Genomic DNA, 16,627 nt, shown 5'->3' with positions numbered 1-16,627 from the left:
CCGATGCCCGGTTCGCCGGGCTGCCCGGCCCTCGACCGCGTCGCTCGTGAGGAGCGGGCAGCGGAGCCGTCCCGCTGTCAGTCGGTGAGCGCGGCGTTGATGAGGGCTTTGATGTACGGGAGGTCGTTGCCGGCCCCGGTCGGGTTCAGGGAGTACACGAAACGGTGCCTGAGGTCGCGGGTGGCGAAGAAGCCGTTGTCCCACCCGGGACGGGAACCGGTCTTGCCCCACACGTCCTCGCCGTCCGGCAGCTGGTAGCGCATGAGCCCGCCGGTGCTGTAGCAGGCGGCCGGGCCGGGGCAGTTCTTGTTCTCGGTGCCGTTCACCGCCGTCGGCATTTCGAACACCAGTTTCTGCTGGGCGGGCGGGAGCAGGCGGCCCCGGAACAGGGCGGTCATGAAGCGGTCCAGATCAGCGGCGGTGGAGATCATGCCTCCCTCGGCCCACGGGTACGGGCTCTGCTCGGTCACGTCCTGCCCGTCGACGTACACCTCCGCGTGGGGTGAGCGGATCGTGGGGTCGTCGGCGGCGGGGAGGCTGGTGTGGCGCAGGTGAAGCGGCCGGATGATCCGGCGCTCCAACTCGGCGGTGAAGGAGCGGCCGGTGACCTTTTCCACGATCAGACCGAGGACGAAGGAGTTCAGCCCGTTGTACTGCTGTACGGAACCGGGTTGCGGGGGCGTGGGGTCGGCTGTGGCGAACGACTCGCGCAGGAAGTCCTCGGGCGACACTGATGCGAACTGCCATCCTGGTCCGTCGGCCGGCCCGGGCGTCGGGGCGGGCTTGGGCAGGCCGCTCGTGTGGTCCAGGAGATGGTGCACGGTGACATCGCCGTACGCCTCGGGCAGCACCTGGGGGACGTACCGCCGTGCCGGTGCGTCGAGGTCGATCCGGTGCTCGGCGACGAGTTGGAGCACCACCGTGTCGGTGAAGACCTTGGTGACGCTGCCGATCCGGACGTATGCGTCAGCGGTCACCTGGCCGGCAGTGGCGCCCACGCCGTCCTTCCTGGTCAGCGCGCCCGCGACGATCTCGTCGGGCAGGTGGCCGAGGATGTCCTGGACGGTGGGGTTCGCGGACGTCGGGCTGGTGGAAGTGGCGGGGGCGGCGGCTGCGGGCAGTACCGCTCCGGCCGTGAGAACGGAGGTCAGGAGATAGGTGGTGAGGGCGGCGCGTAGGCGCATCGAAGTGCCTCCAGCGGACTTGTGAGGGCTCGGGTGACGACGTCAACTCTGCTGGGTCCGGCGGGCTTTGCCCATCGGTGATCACCCGGACGACACCCCTGGACGCCCCCTGGTGATCACCCGGACGACACCCTGATCCACCCCTGAGGGACCAGGCCGGTTGTGCCGCCGCCCCGTTACAACCGGCTACGGATCCAACCGGGCCGTTCCAGGACGGAGACCGATGGAGAAGTCGTGCCCGACCGGCTCCGCAAGGCGGGTCGACACCGGCTTCGAGACCGCCGGCGTCGAGCACGGCGCCCGGTGAGCGGCGTGGGACCGGTACCGGCGGCCCTCGTACCGCAGCGCCGGCCGGCGCGGGATCTCACCGAGGCAGCCGGTGGGGGAAGGCCGCCAGGCCCTCGACCGGCCGGCTGCCCTCTCGCGGTACGTCGTCCGGGCGCTCCCGCGGCGAACGGCGGTCACGAGTCGTGGACTGCGGGCCGTGCCGCTGTCCGACGCCTCCCTCTCCCCCCTCGCGGGTGGTCGTGTCGCCCGCTCACGCCGAGGACAGCTGCTCCGCTATCTCCTTGATCCAAGCGGCGCTCTTCGCCGGGTCGTCGAGGGAGTCCGCCCATGCCTCGGGAGTCAGCCGCTGGTGGGCGGGACCTGCCTTGAGGGCTCTGAGGAGGGCTCTGGCGGAGGCCCGCATCTCGGCCGTCGTGTCGCCGCTCCCCTTGATGTCCGGACCCGCCGCCAGGGCATATATCCTGCGCGCCATGGCCCGGCGTTCGCCGTTCTCCACCTTCTTCCAGAACTTCAGGGCCTCCTTCAGCGCGTCCTCGCGCGAGGCGGGGTCCGCGGGCTTGTCGCCCTGAGCCGCCCAGCGTTCGGGGTGGCGGGCCCCGTCGTAGCGCTTCACACCCGCGCGGGCCGCCTTGTAGGCGGTGACGCCGAGGAGGAGGCCGGCCGCACCCGCGGCGAGGCCCCAGCCGACCGGGTTGCTCGCCAGTCCGGCTCCTCCCGCTGTGGCGGCGATCGCCGTCACCACGCCGCCCGCGGCCTTGGTGGACTCGCCCACGGCGGTGAACGCCTGCTTGCCCATCTTGTTGCGCTGCTTGGCGAGCGCGTATGTGAGCACCGTGTTCATCGCGTTGGCGTCCTCGGCGCGCCGGAGGTCCCTGGCGGCGTCCCGGGCGTCGCCCATCGCCGCCCAGGCCGCGTCGATCGCGTCGGAAACGCGCTCCAGCCTGCCCTCCCCCTCGTGGTCCCAGTGGGCGTCCAGTGCGACGTACGCCTCGGCGGCGGCCCATTCGGCGTCCTCCCGCGCCTGGTTCAGCCGGGCCAGTACCCCCTCGTCGCTGCGGTCGGGCCTCTCGATGCCCTGCAGGGCACGGTACTTGCGGGCCGTCAGTCCGAAGCGGCGCGCGGCGCGCGCTCCCTTGACCGCGCCGACCACGCCGGAGCCGATACCGCTCGTCTCGGCGGCTTCCATCGCGTGCGCCGCCTTCTCGGCCTTGGTCAGTTCCTTGGCGACTCCGAGGGCGTTGTTCGCCGCGCCGGCGGCGGCGATGACCGCCTCGCTCGTCTTGGCCGTGAACTTCTTGGCCGCCCCGTGGTAGGCGGCCCCGCTCTTGTGCTTCTCGGCGTCCTTGCGGGCCTTGGCCGCCTCCATGCCACCGAGGAGGGCGCCGACGCTCTCAGCGACGAGGCTTTCCGAGCCGGCGGCGCTCCCCGAGGCGGCGGTGGAGTATTTGAGGGTGTCGTTGACCGTGGCGGAGGCCTGCTGGGAGAAGCCGGCGTTGACGGGGACCTGGACGCCCTTGACGAAGGTGTCGACGACTTCGAGATTCTTCTTGAGCTTGTCGAGGATCGCGGCGATCCGGTCGCGGTAACCGCGTGACACCACGGGCGCGTTGCCGTTCTGGGCTGCCCTCCCCTTCCCCGCGCCCCTCGCGCGCTGCACCATCGCGGTCGCGGCTCGGTTCCCGGCGCTGGACTGGATCGCGAGGACGGCGCGCTGCGCCGGGTCGCCGGGCAGCCTGCCGGTGCGGATCCGGTCCGAACCCTGCCGGCCCGGTGTCAGGAAAGTCCCGGGCTGCCGAGCCGGGGTGCGGTGGACCGGGGCGCTCATGGACGTACCTCTCCTGTACTGGACCGGGGTGAGAGGACGGTAGCGAGGCAGAACGAACGGAGAAGGAGCAGGAGGAGAACGTTGTCGACCTTCGCTTCACCGGGGACGCCTCGCGTCCTCATCCGGATCGTGGACGTACGCACCGGAGCCGGCCGGCGCCGGCTGCCCGCCGACCACCCGGCGCCGTACGACCGGGTCGCCGCCGGGCCCGTGCGGCCCCCGGAGGGCCGCTGGATGGCGTTCGTGACCGAGTCGGTGCTGTGGCTGCTGCCCGACCGCGGACGGCACGCCCACCGGCCCAGCCCGCCGGCTCACCGACGGACCGGCCGGCCGCCCGAGCTGGGCCGGTGACTCCCGTACCCTCCCCTACTCTCCGACTGCCAGCGGCGCTCGGCCTCATGACCGCGCTCGCCCCGGATCGGTGAGGATCTCCGCTCCCTCGTCCGTGATGGCGATCGTGTGCTCGCTGTGGGCTGTCCTGCAACCGGTGGCGCTGCGAAGGGTCCACCCGTCGGCGTCGGTGACGAGTCGGGCGGTGTCCGCCATGACCCACGGCTCCAGGGCCAGCAGCAGTCCGGGGCGCAGCGGGTAGCCGCGACCGGGCCGTCCGGTGTTCGGGACATGCGGGTCCTGATGCATCGTGGAGCCGATGCCGTGACCGCCGAACTCGGTGTTGATCGAGTACCCCGCCTCGGTGAGGACGGCGCCGATGGCATGGGCGATGTCGCCGATCCGCCTCCCGGGCACGGCCGCGGCGATCCCGGCGGCCAGTGCGCGTTCGGTCGCCTCGATCAGGGCCACGCTCTCCGGGGGCCGGGCGTCGCCCACGATGAAACTGACAGCGGCGTCGGCGGCGACTCCGCCCAGGGAGACGGCCAGGTCGAGAGTCAGCAGGTCGCCGTCGGCGAGCGGATAGTCGTACGGCCGCCCGTGCAGGACGGCGTCGTTGACAGCGGTGCAGATGTAGTGGCCGAACGGGCCGCGCCCGAAGGACGGGGCGTAATCGACGTAACAGGACGTGGCTCCCGCCTCGACGATCATCTCCTTGGCCCACCGGTCGATGTCCAGCAGGTTCGTGCCGACGGTACTGCGGCTCTTCAGGGTCTGCAGGATGTCGGCCACCAGGGCACCGGTGCGCCTCGCCCGAGTCAGCATGGAGGCGTTCAGGATCTCGATCATGGAGCGTCTTCCTCACGGTTCCAATAACTATACCGGCCATACTGTACCGGTATAGAATGGGCGCCATGGTCAGGTTGCCGCTCACTCCCGAAGAGGTCGAACGCGGACAGCGTCTCGGCGCCCTGCTGCGTCGGGCCCGAGGGGAGCGTTCGATGCTCGACACCGCACTTGCGGCACGCGTCTCACCGGAGACGCTCCGCAAGATCGAGACGGGTCGCGTGGCCACTCCCGCCTTCCCGACCATCGCGGCGATCGCCGATGCCCTCGGCCTCTCCCTCGACGCGGTGTGGGCCGAGATCAACGGGACCGAGGGCGCCGTCGAGGCCGTCGGCTCCGCCCACCGTCCGCCGGAACGACTGGCCTCCTGAGGCGATGCCGCGCCGGCCTCACGGCCAGGACGGCTGCCGTGCATGACGACGGGGCGTCCATGGCGCAGTCCGTCGTCCAGGCCGGTGCGGCCGGGCCCGCCGGCAGGGCGGCCCGGCTGCCGTCCTGCACGGGCTTCGGCCTCCAGACGCTTGGCGGTGGACGGCCAGGCCTCGTGCCGGCCGTCATGGTCGCCGGAGGACGCCGGCGCCCGACGGGCCGCAGCGCCGGGTTACCCGCCGGACCGCCCCGGCAACAGCCGACGGAAGGGTAGCGGACCGTCGGGCAGCCTTGGCAGCCGTACGGTGCTCGACGCCGCGTCGGCCGCGGCACGGCGCACCCGGCGGGCCGGCCGCGCCGACCCGCGTCTTGTCCTGGTCATCAAGCCGGGCGGCGACGGTGGCCCGCTGCCCGCGATCCTCGACGCCTATCAGGCTGAGCCGGATGCGGTGCCGGTCGAGCTGGTGTGCAGCTTCGGCGAGCGTGAGATCCTCCTGCGGGAGGGTCGTGCCGACGCCGCCCTGCTTCACCGCCCCCACCACGACCTCACCGGCCTGGACGCCCAGGACCTCCTGACCGAGCCTCAGCTTCTCGTGATGCCGAGTTCGCATCGCCTCGCGGGCCGTACCCGGGTCTGCCTGAACGACCTCGCCGGGGAGCCCCTGCCGCGCCGGCCGGGCGCATCCGAGGGTGGCTCACACGGACCCGAGGTCCACGACCTTGGGCAGCTTCTCCACCTCATCGCCTTGCGCCGCATGGTCGCCGTCCTCCCCTCCTCCATCCGCGGCCAGCTCCGCGACGACCTGGTCGCTGTCCCGGTCGATGATGCCGAGCCCACCACGCTCGTCCTCGCCTGGCCCCAGCACGCCACCTCCCCAGCCCTGGCCGCCTTCATCCGCGCGGCCGCCGCCGTGGCGGGCAAGGCGACGGGCCACGGCGGGTAGAGCGGGGAGACACGCGGGGCGGGAGGCGCCCTCGCCCATGCTCGCAGGCGTGCGAACACTCCAGGACGCCCTCACGGCCACCGTCGAGATCACACCTGGAGGCAGAATGACGGGCACCGGACGGCGAACCGATTTCGCGGTCGACAATCCGAGCCGAGCCACCAGAAAAAGGGTCATGGAGATTTCGGTGAGGCGCTGTCCGGCGGAGGCCGGGCAGCCCCTGTCCGTCAGGCGGTGGCCGGGGCGAGTTGCCGGCCGTCGCCGGCGCGGGTGAGTCCGAGGTCGACCAGTCGGCGGAGGCCGAGGGCGGCCGCCCGGGTGTGGCGCCGGGTGCTGTCGGTGGTGGTGCGCGGTAGCGGACTCGGCGGTTGCCGTGCTGGACAGCCAGGCGACGGCGCGTTCGACCGGGGTCGCCGGCGTCGGTAGTCGGCTTGCCGGTCCGGGTCGGTGGCGGTCTGGCGACGGGCGGCCGCTTGCGGATCGTGCGGGGGCAGATGGCCGGGACGCGGCCGGCTACCGAGGGTACGGATGGACGGGGCGTGCTGAGGAGCATGCGGGCCCCGTCACCCGGACGGCCCCGGGCGGCGGCACCCGTACGACCTCGGGCATGTCACCAGGACGTGTCACGACAGCCGCCGCAACTTGACTTCGAGCGGGCTCGAATCCCTAGAGTTCCGGTCACGGACAGCCGCCCACGGATACGCCCTGCCGTCGAGGACCACGGTCGCGAACGGCGACCGTGAACGCGGCGGTGAGCGCGACCGTTGACCCGGCCAGGCCGGTTCTCAGGACAGAGGTGATCCGATGAAGGTGCTGGTGACCGGCGGGACGAGCGGACTCGGACTCGCCATGGCATCCGCCTTGGCCGCGGCGGGAGCCTCCGTCGCGCTGACCGGCCGGTCCGGCGAGCGTGCGGAGTCCGTCGCCGCGGGGCTGCCGGGGGCGACCGGCATCGAAATGGACGTGCGCGACGAGTCGTCGGTGGCCGGGGCCGTCGATCGAGCGTGGTCGCGGCTCGACGGCATCGACATGCTGGTGAACAACGCCGGCATCGGCATGCGCACGGTCAACCCGCGCTTCATGACAGAGCCGCAGGGCTTCTGGGAGGTACCGTCCGACGCCTTCCGCGCGGTGATCGACACCAATCTGACCGGCTACTTCCTGGTCGCCCGCGAGATCACGCCACGGATGCTGGCAGCCGGCGGTGGCCGCATCGTCAACATCTCGATGAACCACTCGACCATGCGACGCGCCGGCTTCGTTCCCTACGGGCCGTCGCGCGCCGGCAGCGAGGCGCTGTCCCGCATCATGGCGGCCGACCTACGGGGCACGGGCGTCACCGTCAACCTGCTGCTGCCCGGAGGCGCGACGGTCACCGGGATGCTGCCCCCGGACGTCGCCGCTGAGGGCCACGGGTTCCTGAGCCCTGCGGTGATGGGTCCGCCCATCGTCTGGCTGGCCTCCGACGACGCGGCCGGCGTGCATGACGAGCGCATCGTCGCCGCCGAGTTCGGACCATGGCTGCGGGACCGGGAGAGCCGACTGTGAGGGCGTGAGCGTGGCGTGTGGGCCGGGAGGCCGTGGCCACGCGAACGCTGCGCCGGCGCGGACAGAGCAACGGTGGGCAAGTGGCGGGCCTGCCCAGCCCCTCCGCGACACGGTTGTCCTGCGGCCGGGGGGCGGGGCGGGCCGAAGTGGAACGGGTTCCGGGCCGCCGTCTCCGTCGACGCGGGCCAAGGTGGTGCCGCGTGCGAGGTGTGGCCGTCGGCCGCGCGACGGCAGCCGTCGCCGGCGATCCGATTCCGCGGCGCACTCGGCCCGTAGGACCACGCCGGGCTGCGGTGCGGGCGCAACGCGCTACTCGCCTCGTGCGCACGACAGCAGGCGGTCGACTCGTCGGTTCCGCGGGCCGCTGAGCCGCCCCCTGCTATGACGGGGACTCGGGCGGCGTCGTGCGTATCGCGACGGCCGGCCCCGAGTCCAGCCCGTGCACCGAGGCCGAGGTCAGAGGTCGATCACGACCTTGCCGCGGGTGTGCCGGACCGCCTGGAGCTCGACGGCAGCGCGGATGTCCTCGACGGGGAAGGTCGCTGCGATGGGTACACGCAGACGGCCGGCCGCGACGAGGCGCGCGATGTTCTCGAGAGCGTCGGGCGCGGCGTCGGCGCCGTTGGCGGCCGGGACCCCGTCGACCAGGCCCGCGATGGTGCAGATGCGGTGGTCCGGGCCGGTAGCGCGGACCGGTCGCGCACGGAACGGTCGGCCCGGACGCGGCGAATCATCAGGCGTTGAGCAGGGTCTCGTCCTGCGCGCGGGTGCCGGGCAGCCTCAGGCGGGCGGCGACGAGGGCCGCCTCGACGTCGCGGGTGCCCGTCGACACGCACAGGGTGTAGGCGACGTCCTCCAGGCGCTGCCGCACCTCAGGACTGGCCTTCTCGGCGTACAGGTCCCGCAGCGTCTCGTACTGCTCCACCAGATCCTTCAGTACCGCGGGGTGCGCCATGAGCATCGCAGGTCTCCCTGTCACCGGAAATCAACGTGTCCTCTGCACCGACCTTGTGCCCCGGACCCCGTCACGCATGCCCGGCCGGTCGGCCGCCGTCCGGGAGGGCATGGCCGTGGCGGGCTCGCCGGCGCCACGGCGGTCGCCGGCCGGGTCAGGGAGTGGGTGCAGGAAGGTGGAGTTCGGCGGTGACGTGTTTGCCGCCGTCGTGGTGGCTGGTGTCGAAGCGGGCGCACAGGCGGGTGATCAGACGCAGACCGTGTCCGCCGACGCGGCGGGGGTCGGGATCCCTCGGCTGCGGCAGACGGGGCGAGGTGTCGCGGACGGTGATCCGCAGGCGGGCCGGGGCGGCCATGAGGACTTCGAGCAGGAGACCGCCGGAGCCGGGGGCGTGCCGCAGAGCGTTGGTGACGAGTTCGCTGACGACGAGCTGGGCGTCCTGGCTGATCTGGTGATGCGGCGGGTACCCGGCCCGGTACAGGAGGGTGCGGGCCGCGTGGCGGGCGTCGGCCAGGGCGATGCCGCCCGTGCCCCACACGGCACCGTAGCGCAGGACTGCCGCCGGACGGTCCTCGTCCGGCAGCTGTTCCCTGAGTGGGATGACCATGATGCTTCCTGTGCGGTGGTGGGGGATGGCTGGCTACTGATCGTCTACGAGGAACGCTTCCCGGTTACCCACGTCGGCTGTGCTCATGGCTGTCTCCCCGGTCGAACCGGGCGGGCCGGCCCCGGCGTCGTTCGCCCGCCCGGCATCCGCGTGGGCCCTCTCCCACCCGGCGTGCGCGGCGTCCTGCGCTCCGGGAACGGCATCCCCCGAACCGGCTCCCGTCCCACCGAGGACGTGGTGGGCCCCGACCTGAACCGACGCCGGCGACGAGACGGTCACCGTCCTGCCCGGGCCGCTTTCCTCGACTCGGACCTCGCCTTCGGCATGGTCCACGGCGGACACCTGGACACCGCGGTGCTCGGCGCGATGCGGGTACCCGGACGGGGCGACCTGGCCGACTGGACACACCCGGCACAACGGTCAGGGGCTTGGGCGGCCAGACCGACCCGGTGAGAGGCGGTCCCCGCGGTGACGGCGTGGCCTACAGGTGCGGGTAGTCGGTGTAGCCGCGGTGGTCACCGCCGTAGAAGGTCGCGGGGTCCGGTGTGTTGTAGGGGCCCTGGGCGGCCAGGCGGGCGGGCAGGTCGGGGTTGGCGAGGAACAGCGCCCCGAAAGCGATCAGGTCAGCGGTGCCGTCCTGGATGAGGGTGAGTGCCTCCGGGCCGGTGGGCTGCGGGTGGGTGAGCGGGTTGAGGATGAACGTCGAGGGCCAGAGCTTGCGCAGGCGTGTGGTCAGCTCCCGGTCGGCTCCTTCGATCATGTGCAGGTAGGCCAGGTCCAGCTCGCTGAGTCGGGTGACCAGCGTGGTGTAGGTGCTCTCCACGTCCGCCGCGTCGTGCTCGGCGATGTCGTTGTAGGGGTTCGCGGGCGAGATGCGGAAACCGGTGCGGCGGCCGCCGATCGCCTTTGCGACGGCCGTAGCCACCTCCAGAGCGAAGCGGACCCGACCTGCCGCATCGCCGCCCCAGCCGTCTGTGCGCTGGTTGGCGTTGGGGGCGAGGAACTGGTGGATCAGGTAGCCGTTCGCGCCGTGGATCTCGACCCCGTCGAAGCCCGCGGCGATCGCGTTGCGTGCTGCGTCGGCGAAGTCCGCGACGGTGCGGCTGATGCCGTCGGCGTCCAGTTCGCGCGGGGTGACGAAGTCCACCGGCCCCTGGTGGGTGAACACCTGGCCCTTCGCGGCGACGGGCGAGGGCGCAACGGGACGCAGGCCGGCGGGAAGGAGACTGGGGTGGCCGATGCGGCCGGTGTGCATCAGCTGCGCGAAGATCACCCCTCCCTCGGCGTGGACGGCGTCGGTGACCTTGCGCCAGGCGGCCACCTGTTCCGGCGAGTGCAGGCCCGGTGTGTCGGGGTATCCCTGGCCGACGGGCGAGGGCTGTATGCCTTCGGTGACGATGAGGCCGGCGCTCGCGCGCTGGCTGTAGTAGGTCGCCATCAGGTCGGTCGCGGTGGCTCCGGGCCCATAGGCCCGGCTCCGGGTCATGGGCGCCATCACGATGCGGTTGGCCAGCGACCGGCCGGCCATGTCGACCGGGGCGAACGCATTCGTCATAGGAATCTCCTGCCGTCATCAGAAGGGAAGAAAGGGGGGCGGAGGGGGGGCATGTCCTGCCGGGCCTGTGTGCGGCGAGGGCTGCCCTCGGGCAGGCCCTCGCCGCACGCAGGACACGGATGGTGCCGTCGAGTCAGCCGGCTCCTCGTGCCCGCTCACTTGCCAGGTGGCTGTCGGTCGTGGTGCCTGACCGACTTCTCGATGAGGCGCGCACACGTGGTGAATGCCTGGATCTGTTCGGGGGTCAGATCGCGTACGGAGATCTGCTCCAGGGTGCGCCACATGTCGGCGATGGGCTCCCGCAGGGCGTGGCCGGCGTCGGTGAGGTGGACCACCATGACCCGCCGGTCGTGGGGAGCGGGTTCCCGGGTGAGCAGTCCGGCCTCCTGCATGCGGCGCAGTGACTTGGAGACGGTGGAGTGGTCGAGGCCGACACACTCCTGCAGTTCTGTCTGTGTCCGGCCGTCGCGGTCGAAGAGCTGCATCAGCAGCAGTTCCTGTCCAGGGTGCAGGTTCATGGCGCGCAGCATGGTGGCGGCGTGCGCGCGGTGGGTGCGGGCGAGCTGGAAGATGGCGTAGCTCAGCGGCCCCGCTTGTGCCGTGTTCGGCGGTTCCGGTGAGGTGGTGTCGGGCATTGCTGTTTCCTCGTCAGAAAGTTGAAAGACCGGTCAGTTGACGGTGAGGACGACCTTGCCGCGGTTGTGGCCGGCGTCGCTGGTCTGCTGGGCCTTGGCGGCTTCGGCCAGCGGGTAGGTGGCGCTGATGGTGGTGACCAGTGTGCCGTCGGCGGCCTGCCGGGCGAGTTCGGCCAGTCGCGTGGCGGATCGGCGCTGCGGGCCCTCGGCGAAGACGACGCCGAGTTCGGCGGCGCGGAAGTCGGCGGTGGTGACGATCCGGTCGGTGCCGCCGCGCAGGACGATGGAGTCCTCGAGTGCACCCTTGCCCGCGGCGTCGAAGACGGCGTCCACCCCTTCGGGGGCGAGCTCGCGGACCCGCTCGACCAGGTTGTCGCCGTAGACCAGCGCTGTGGCGCCGAGGGAGGTGACGTAGTCCTGGTTGGCCGGGCCGGCGGTGCCGATGACGCGGGCGCCGCGGGCGACGGCGAGCTGGACGGCTATGGTGCCGAGCGCCCCGGAGGCGCCGTGGATGAGCAGCGTCTCGCCGGAGGTGACGCCGAGCAGGTCCAGCACGCGTTCGGCGCCGTCGCTCGCCACGGGCAGAGCGGCGGCGTGCGTCCAGTCCAGGCCGGCCGGCCTGGGCGCGAGGACGGCTGCGGAGGCCAGGGCGTACTGGGCGTAGGAGCCGGTGTCGGACCAGCCCAGGACCTCGTCCCCCACCTTCAGGTGGTCGACGTCCTCGCCCACGGCGTCGATCACACCGGCGATCTCCCCGCCGGGCACGGCGGGCAGCGTGGTGGGGAAGATGGCCTCCATGATCCCGGAGCGGATCTTGCCGTCCACCGGGTTCACGCCGACCGCCTTGACGCGTACCCGGACCTGGCCGGGCCCGGGCTGAGGGATCTCGATCTCCGCCTCGTGCAGGACCTCGGTGCCGCCGAACCCGTCGAAAACAATGGCCTTCATGACTGATCTCCTCACTGGGATGTCGCGCCGACCGAATCCGTGGCCAGCCACATAAAAGTAGCACCGATTGTGTGGCTAGCCAAGTAATCGCCTCCAGGGATCCGGCGCGCAGCTCCCTGACCGGCCGCCGACCCGGCGGGGCGCTGGAGTGTCGTCGTGGGAGCGGCGGAACTTCGGCGGCATGGCGAGCGCCGTCCCGACCGTGCGCCAGGAGCGAACCGGCGACTTCTGGTGCGCCCGTTTCCCGTCCGGCGCGGGGGCGTCGGTCGAAGTCCGGCGCGCGTGCGGCGGCCTCTTCCTCCGCGAGCGTGGAAGCCACGGTCACCCGGTCGCCTGCGGAGAGCAGGCGGTCCACCTGCACACGCCACGGGACAGCCCCGGGACCGGCACCGATCCCTCGGGACAGTGCCGCCACCGGCCGCGAACGCCCGCCCCGTGCACGAGGACGTCCTCGGCGACGAGCTCCTCGGAGTCGGCGACTCCCTCGTCTCGAAGATCCGAAGACAGCGCCGACGACCTCGACCTCCCGCCTGCCGAGTGCTTCGGCTGAGTCGGGCAGGGAAGGACCGTGTCCGACGGCCGATCGGACTCACCGGGGCGCGCCTCACCGGCCGCGCCCGCACGGGCCGCGGGGAACCACCTTCCGAAGCATCCAGCGGTCCCGCGACCGAGCAAGTGAGAGTTCGTCAGGTCTACGCCGAGGGCGGGCGGCTGCTGCGGATCGTCCGCCGGTGAACCGGGCCGATGGTGACCGGGCTGCGGGCCCGGACGGTGCCGCTGTCGGCACAGGGCGTGCCGGCGGGGAAGATCGCCGAGGTGCCACTCACCAGCCCGGACCGGTCCTGGACGTGATCGACGATCAGCTTCTCCCACTGGTCGGCGAAGGCAGCTGCAGAGGTGGCCCGGGGGGCCGCGAGTGCGTCCTGTACCTGGCCGGCGCCCCGTTCGCGCACCGTGAGCCCGCTCGGAGGGGGCACCCCTCCTCCGCATCGTCACGACGCCGCGGTTCGTGCCGGCGTGCCCGCTGTCAAGGTGGCCGGCACGGCCCGCAGAGCGGCAGCGAATCCCCTGCGCGGTTGGGCCAGGGAAGGGTCGGCGTCGTAGGCGTCGAGCACGGCAGCGGACAGGCGGGCATGAGTCCGTACCGTGCCGGCCATCATGACGACCTGAGCACAGAACGCCACCGCTCCGTCGCCCGGTTCGGGGAGCCGGCGGCGCACCAGTGCGGCCGTGGCCTCGATGTCGCCGATTGCCGTCCGCCGCCAGCGGCCGGCCACTTCGGCGGAGACGTTACGCTCCAGCACGCCCGCCTGGGCGCTGAAGAGGTCACACCGGACCCGGCGCCCCTCCAACGATCGGACGAGGACGCCGGCAAGCCGATCACCACGCTCCCCAACGGGAGCGCCCGGATCGATTTCGGGGCGCTCCTTCCGGCTGACCGCGTCCTGTCCTGCCCCGCGGCTGTCGGCCGCGCCGGCGCTTCGGACCGTCGCGCGACGGTCCCGGACCCCCTGGCCGCCAGTAGCCCGGTCGAGGGCGTTCACGGCGTCACACGGGGTTCGCCCATTCCTCGCGCAACATTCCGAAGAGCACGCGGTCGTAGCGTTCCCCCTCCACCAGCACGGCCGACCGGCGGCGGCCTTCCTCTCGGAAGCCCAGCCTGGTGAAGGCGCGCATGGCACGCTCGTTGCCGCTCCAGGTGTCCAGTTCCAGCCGGCTCAGGCGGTAGGCACCGAACAAGTGGTCCACGAGCAGCCGCAGCGCCTCGCTGCCGTGGCCGCGGCCCCAGAACTCCCGCTCCCCGATGGTGACTCCCAGCGTGGCCACTCCGACGTACGGATCGAGGTCCCGGTAGTCGGCCATGCCGATCACCTTTCCGCCTGCCAGGTCCTCGACCGTGAACACAGCGGACTCCCTCGGGCTCAGTCGCAGCATGGTCTCGAAGCCGAGCCCGATCGCCTCCGCTGTGACCGGGCCGAACAACGGATCACCACCCGCGGCCCAGCGCACCACCTCCGGATCGTTGCGCCACCGGAAATGGTGCTCAGCGTCTTCGGAGCCCAGCGCGCGCAGCCTTACCAGCTTTCCTTCGAACATTCGGGCACACTAACCGACCGCCGGGGATCGCCGTGCATACGCGAACAGCCGCGGGACCACCGGGTGCCGGGGAGGCGGCGCCCGGTGGCGGGGCCGGTCAGGCCCAGATGGACAGGCGGGCGGTGGTGGGGGCGACGTCACAGAAGTAGCTGACCGCCTGACCGCGGGCCACATAGTCCCTGCCGGCCGCGTCGCAGGCGGCGGCGCTCGGGTACATGCCGACGTAGACGTACCCGGCGGCCTGGGCGGACGGCGCGACCAGCAGTGCCACTGCGGCCAGCAGTCCGGTCAGGCTCAGGGTCGAGATCGCTTTGCGCATGGGTGTGTTGCTGCCTTCCTGTTCCGGTGGCGAGCGCTCCGGTCGTGATCCTCCGGTGCTGGGTGAGCAGCTTCCTGCACGGTCGGCCGTATGGCAATGGTCAAGACCAATTCGGCCGGAAGCCGTCGGACCGGCGCGGGCCGGCGGGTTGGCCCGCGACCGGGGCAGGGACGTACGGTGCCGTGCGGCCCCTCCCCCGTCGGACCGGCCGCCGCGGCGCACGGCCCGCCGGGCCCTTCGGAGGTACCTGCCGCCGGGGGGATGGGACACCGCTCCCGTGCCTCCCTTCAGGGCGACGCGGCGCTCGTGGGCCGGGGACGTGGCGGCGTGCCCGTCACTCCGTCCGGGCATAGCCTTGCCCTACGGGTCCTGCCGAGGTCTGACCGCGCGTACGCGGATCCGAGGCGAGCGCGGCCGCACAGGGCCCCCAGCGGTGGCGGAGGTGCCTCGTGACCGGTATCGGTGGTCCGGCCGCCGACAGCGCGGAGCTGGACGCCACCTTGGCGGAGACGGTGCGCCGGACGGGCGCATCGCTCGGCGCCCTGTACCTGCTCGCACCGGACGGGCGACTGCTGCTTCTCGACGCGCTGTGCGGAGCGGGCGCCGAGCTGGCCGCGCCCTGGCGGACCGTTCCGGTGGCCGCTCCGGCTCCGGTGGCCGACGCGGTCCGGTACGACCGCCTGGTGTGGGCGGGCAGCCAGGACGGTGACCGAGGTCGCGCTCGTGCCGGGAGCGGCACTCGCCTTCTGCCGGTGGTGCCGCAGGAAACCGGCGTTTGCGGGTAGGCGTACAAGGCCCCGGGGCCGAGACGCTGTGACAGCAGCGCGAGGCGAGTCGGCCTTCGCCGCCCGTCACCGCCGAGAAGGAGGTCGGATGCGTCTTTTCCACAGCCGTCCCACTGACCCCGGCTACCGCCGTGTGCGGCACGGGCGCGGATTCCGCTACCTCGACGCCCGGGCGAAGCCCGTGAAGGACGCGGCGGAACTGGCCCGGATCCGCGGCCTGGTGATACCGCCGGCGTGGCGGGACGTGTGGATCTGCGGCCGTGCCAACGGGCATCTGCAGGCCGTGGGCACCGACGCCGCCGGGCGCCGCCAGTATCTGTACCACCCGCAGTTCCGCGCCGAGCAGGAGACGGCCAAGCACGAGCACGTGCTCGACGTCGCCGAAGTGCTGCCCACGGTGCGTGAGGCCGTCGAAGGCCATCTGCGCGATCGGGGACTGACCCGGACACGAGTGCTGGCCACAGCCGTCCGCCTGCTCGATCTCGGTTTCTTCCGCATCGGCAGCGACCGCTACGCCGATCTGAACAGCAGCTACGGCCTGAGCACGCTGCTGCGCGACCACACGCGCTGCGTGAACGGCACGGTCCTGTTCACCTACACCGGCAAGCACGGCAAGGAAGTCGTCCGGACCATCGCCGATCCGGCCGCCTGCCGCAGCCTCAGAGCGCTGAGGCGGCGAAGGACCGGGAGCGAGCGGCTCCTGGCCTACCGGGACCGAGGGTGCTGGCGCGACATCAGCGGCGACGACGTCAACCTGTACCTCAAGGAACTCGCCGGTCTGGAGATCACCGCGAAGGACTTCCGGACCTGGCACGCCACCGTCATGGCCGCTGTGGCGCTCGCCGTCTCGCGACCCGTCGTCGCCGGCGAGAGCGCACGGCGGCGGGCCATCGCCCGGGCGGCGCGGGAAGTGGCCCGATACCTCGGCAACACCCCCGCGGTCTGCCGTGCCTCCTACATCAACCCACGGGTGATCGAGTTGTACGAGGAGGGCGTGACGGTCGCCGAGGCGCTTCCGTACCTGGGGAACGAGAGTTCGTACGGGATTCCCGCCACCCAGGGGCCGGCCGAACGGGCCGTGCTGCGCATGCTCCGCGACGACGGCTGACGTCCACCTCCCGAGCCGGACCCGAGACGGCGCCCCCGAGAGGTTCGCGGTCCCGGGGCGTCACGGCGACGGTGCGGGCCGAGGGGCCTCGCCGTCTGCGGGTGCGTCGATCTCGCAGCCGTCCACGACGAGATCCGGCCGGGTGACCCCACCGGGTCTCGTCCGTGCGCGGGCGCCACGGGCCCCGGCCCGCGCCGCGGCAGGGCGCCTGGCTGGGCTCCGGCCCGCTGTTGATCACCGTGACGCGGTCGGCTCCGTGCGAACGGCTGTGTCGCTCAGGTGCG

At 72.2% G+C, this 16,627-nt stretch carries 18 protein-coding genes and 2 pseudogenes; 7 read left to right on the top strand and 13 right to left on the bottom strand.

From position 1 onward, the window contains the following. Positions 1 to 77: 77 nt before the first annotated feature. A complete protein-coding gene (locus AB0N63_RS33390; protein ID WP_365535170.1) occupies positions 78 to 1,184 on the bottom strand; it encodes a serine hydrolase domain-containing protein in 1,107 nt (368 codons plus the stop codon). Positions 1,185 to 1,722: 538 nt separating this feature from the next. Next, the gene (locus AB0N63_RS33385; protein WP_365535168.1) at positions 1,723 to 3,297 is read right to left on the bottom strand and encodes a hypothetical protein; all 1,575 of its coding nucleotides are present in this window, start codon (positions 3,295 to 3,297) and stop codon (positions 1,723 to 1,725) included. Positions 3,298 to 3,378: 81 nt separating this feature from the next. Between AB0N63_RS33385 and AB0N63_RS33380 the strand changes: the two genes are divergently transcribed. After that, positions 3,379 to 3,648 carry a hypothetical protein gene (locus AB0N63_RS33380; protein WP_365535166.1) on the top strand — a complete coding sequence of 90 codons (270 nt, stop codon included), beginning with the start codon at positions 3,379 to 3,381 and terminating at the stop codon, positions 3,646 to 3,648. A gap of 45 nt (positions 3,649 to 3,693) precedes the next feature. Here the strand turns inward: AB0N63_RS33380 and map are convergent, their stop codons facing one another. After that, complete coding sequence (map, locus tag AB0N63_RS33375; protein WP_365535164.1) at positions 3,694 to 4,476, bottom strand: type I methionyl aminopeptidase; 783 nt, start codon at positions 4,474 to 4,476, stop codon at positions 3,694 to 3,696. Positions 4,477 to 4,541: 65 nt separating this feature from the next. On the opposite strand from map, the gene AB0N63_RS33370 reads away from it, so the two are divergent. From AB0N63_RS33370 to AB0N63_RS33360, 3 genes are all read left to right on the top strand, one after another. Next, positions 4,542 to 4,844, top strand: coding sequence for a helix-turn-helix transcriptional regulator (locus AB0N63_RS33370; RefSeq protein WP_365535162.1), 303 nt, complete (start codon positions 4,542 to 4,544; stop codon positions 4,842 to 4,844). A 303-nt stretch (positions 4,845 to 5,147) separates the two neighbouring features. Beyond that, positions 5,148 to 5,786 carry a LysR substrate-binding domain-containing protein gene (locus AB0N63_RS33365; protein ID WP_365535159.1) on the top strand — a complete coding sequence of 213 codons (639 nt, stop codon included), beginning with the start codon at positions 5,148 to 5,150 and terminating at the stop codon, positions 5,784 to 5,786. An 804-nt stretch (positions 5,787 to 6,590) separates the two neighbouring features. Then, the gene (locus AB0N63_RS33360) at positions 6,591 to 7,334 is read left to right on the top strand and encodes an SDR family oxidoreductase (RefSeq protein WP_365535156.1); all 744 of its coding nucleotides are present in this window, start codon (positions 6,591 to 6,593) and stop codon (positions 7,332 to 7,334) included. Between the two features lie 456 nt (positions 7,335 to 7,790). Here AB0N63_RS33360 and AB0N63_RS33355 read toward each other — a convergent pair. The 3 genes and pseudogenes from AB0N63_RS33355 to AB0N63_RS33345 form a co-directional block, all read right to left on the bottom strand. Further along, positions 7,791 to 8,015, bottom strand: a pseudogene (locus tag AB0N63_RS33355) (zinc-binding dehydrogenase); the annotation flags it as partial. A gap of 52 nt (positions 8,016 to 8,067) precedes the next feature. Next, positions 8,068 to 8,295, bottom strand: a complete 228-nt coding sequence (locus tag AB0N63_RS33350; protein ID WP_365535153.1) for a DUF5133 domain-containing protein — start codon at positions 8,293 to 8,295, stop codon at positions 8,068 to 8,070. Positions 8,296 to 8,443: 148 nt separating this feature from the next. Further along, complete coding sequence (locus AB0N63_RS33345) at positions 8,444 to 8,896, bottom strand: ATP-binding protein (RefSeq protein ID WP_365535150.1); 453 nt, start codon at positions 8,894 to 8,896, stop codon at positions 8,444 to 8,446. Positions 8,897 to 9,055: 159 nt separating this feature from the next. Between AB0N63_RS33345 and AB0N63_RS33340 the strand changes: the two are divergent. Then, a pseudogene (locus tag AB0N63_RS33340) lies at positions 9,056 to 9,333 on the top strand (CoA-transferase); the annotation flags it as partial. Positions 9,334 to 9,377: 44 nt separating this feature from the next. On the opposite strand, the gene AB0N63_RS33335 reads toward AB0N63_RS33340, so the two are convergent. From AB0N63_RS33335 to AB0N63_RS33305, 7 genes are all read right to left on the bottom strand, one after another. After that, entirely contained in the window at positions 9,378 to 10,451 is a 1,074-nt protein-coding gene (locus AB0N63_RS33335) for an alkene reductase (RefSeq protein WP_365535147.1), read from the bottom strand. A gap of 155 nt (positions 10,452 to 10,606) precedes the next feature. After that, positions 10,607 to 11,086 (bottom strand): MarR family winged helix-turn-helix transcriptional regulator, encoded by a 480-nt coding sequence (locus AB0N63_RS33330; protein ID WP_365535144.1) that lies wholly within the window; start codon positions 11,084 to 11,086, stop codon positions 10,607 to 10,609. Positions 11,087 to 11,119: 33 nt separating this feature from the next. Further along, positions 11,120 to 12,034: an NADP-dependent oxidoreductase gene (locus AB0N63_RS33325; protein WP_365535141.1), complete on the bottom strand. Its 915-nt coding sequence runs from the start codon at positions 12,032 to 12,034 to the stop codon at positions 11,120 to 11,122. A 692-nt stretch (positions 12,035 to 12,726) separates the two neighbouring features. After that, on the bottom strand, positions 12,727 to 13,011 hold the full coding sequence (locus AB0N63_RS33320; RefSeq protein WP_365535139.1) for a hypothetical protein: 285 nt from the start codon (positions 13,009 to 13,011) through the stop codon (positions 12,727 to 12,729). A gap of 15 nt (positions 13,012 to 13,026) precedes the next feature. After that, positions 13,027 to 13,578: a hypothetical protein gene (locus AB0N63_RS33315; protein ID WP_365535137.1), complete on the bottom strand. Its 552-nt coding sequence runs from the start codon at positions 13,576 to 13,578 to the stop codon at positions 13,027 to 13,029. A gap of 4 nt (positions 13,579 to 13,582) precedes the next feature. Continuing rightward, the gene (locus AB0N63_RS33310; RefSeq protein WP_365535134.1) at positions 13,583 to 14,131 is read right to left on the bottom strand and encodes a GNAT family protein; all 549 of its coding nucleotides are present in this window, start codon (positions 14,129 to 14,131) and stop codon (positions 13,583 to 13,585) included. A 97-nt stretch (positions 14,132 to 14,228) separates the two neighbouring features. Then, the gene (locus AB0N63_RS33305; protein WP_365535131.1) at positions 14,229 to 14,450 is read right to left on the bottom strand and encodes a hypothetical protein; all 222 of its coding nucleotides are present in this window, start codon (positions 14,448 to 14,450) and stop codon (positions 14,229 to 14,231) included. A 449-nt stretch (positions 14,451 to 14,899) separates the two neighbouring features. Here AB0N63_RS33305 and AB0N63_RS33300 point away from each other — a divergent pair, with 449 nt between their 5' ends. Both AB0N63_RS33300 and AB0N63_RS33295 read left to right on the top strand, forming a co-directional pair. Next, the gene (locus tag AB0N63_RS33300; protein WP_365535128.1) at positions 14,900 to 15,235 is read left to right on the top strand and encodes a hypothetical protein; all 336 of its coding nucleotides are present in this window, start codon (positions 14,900 to 14,902) and stop codon (positions 15,233 to 15,235) included. 88 nt (positions 15,236 to 15,323) lie between these two features. Next, positions 15,324 to 16,343 carry a DNA topoisomerase IB gene (locus tag AB0N63_RS33295; protein WP_365535125.1) on the top strand — a complete coding sequence of 340 codons (1,020 nt, stop codon included), beginning with the start codon at positions 15,324 to 15,326 and terminating at the stop codon, positions 16,341 to 16,343. Positions 16,344 to 16,627 lie beyond the last annotated feature (284 nt).

The sequence above is a fragment of the Streptomyces sp. NPDC093260 genome (assembly GCF_040683715.1).
Classification (GTDB): domain Bacteria; phylum Actinomycetota; class Actinomycetes; order Streptomycetales; family Streptomycetaceae; genus Streptomyces; species Streptomyces sennicomposti.
Note: the sequence above shows the minus strand (reverse complement) of the source record. Positions and strands in the feature narration are given on the sequence as shown.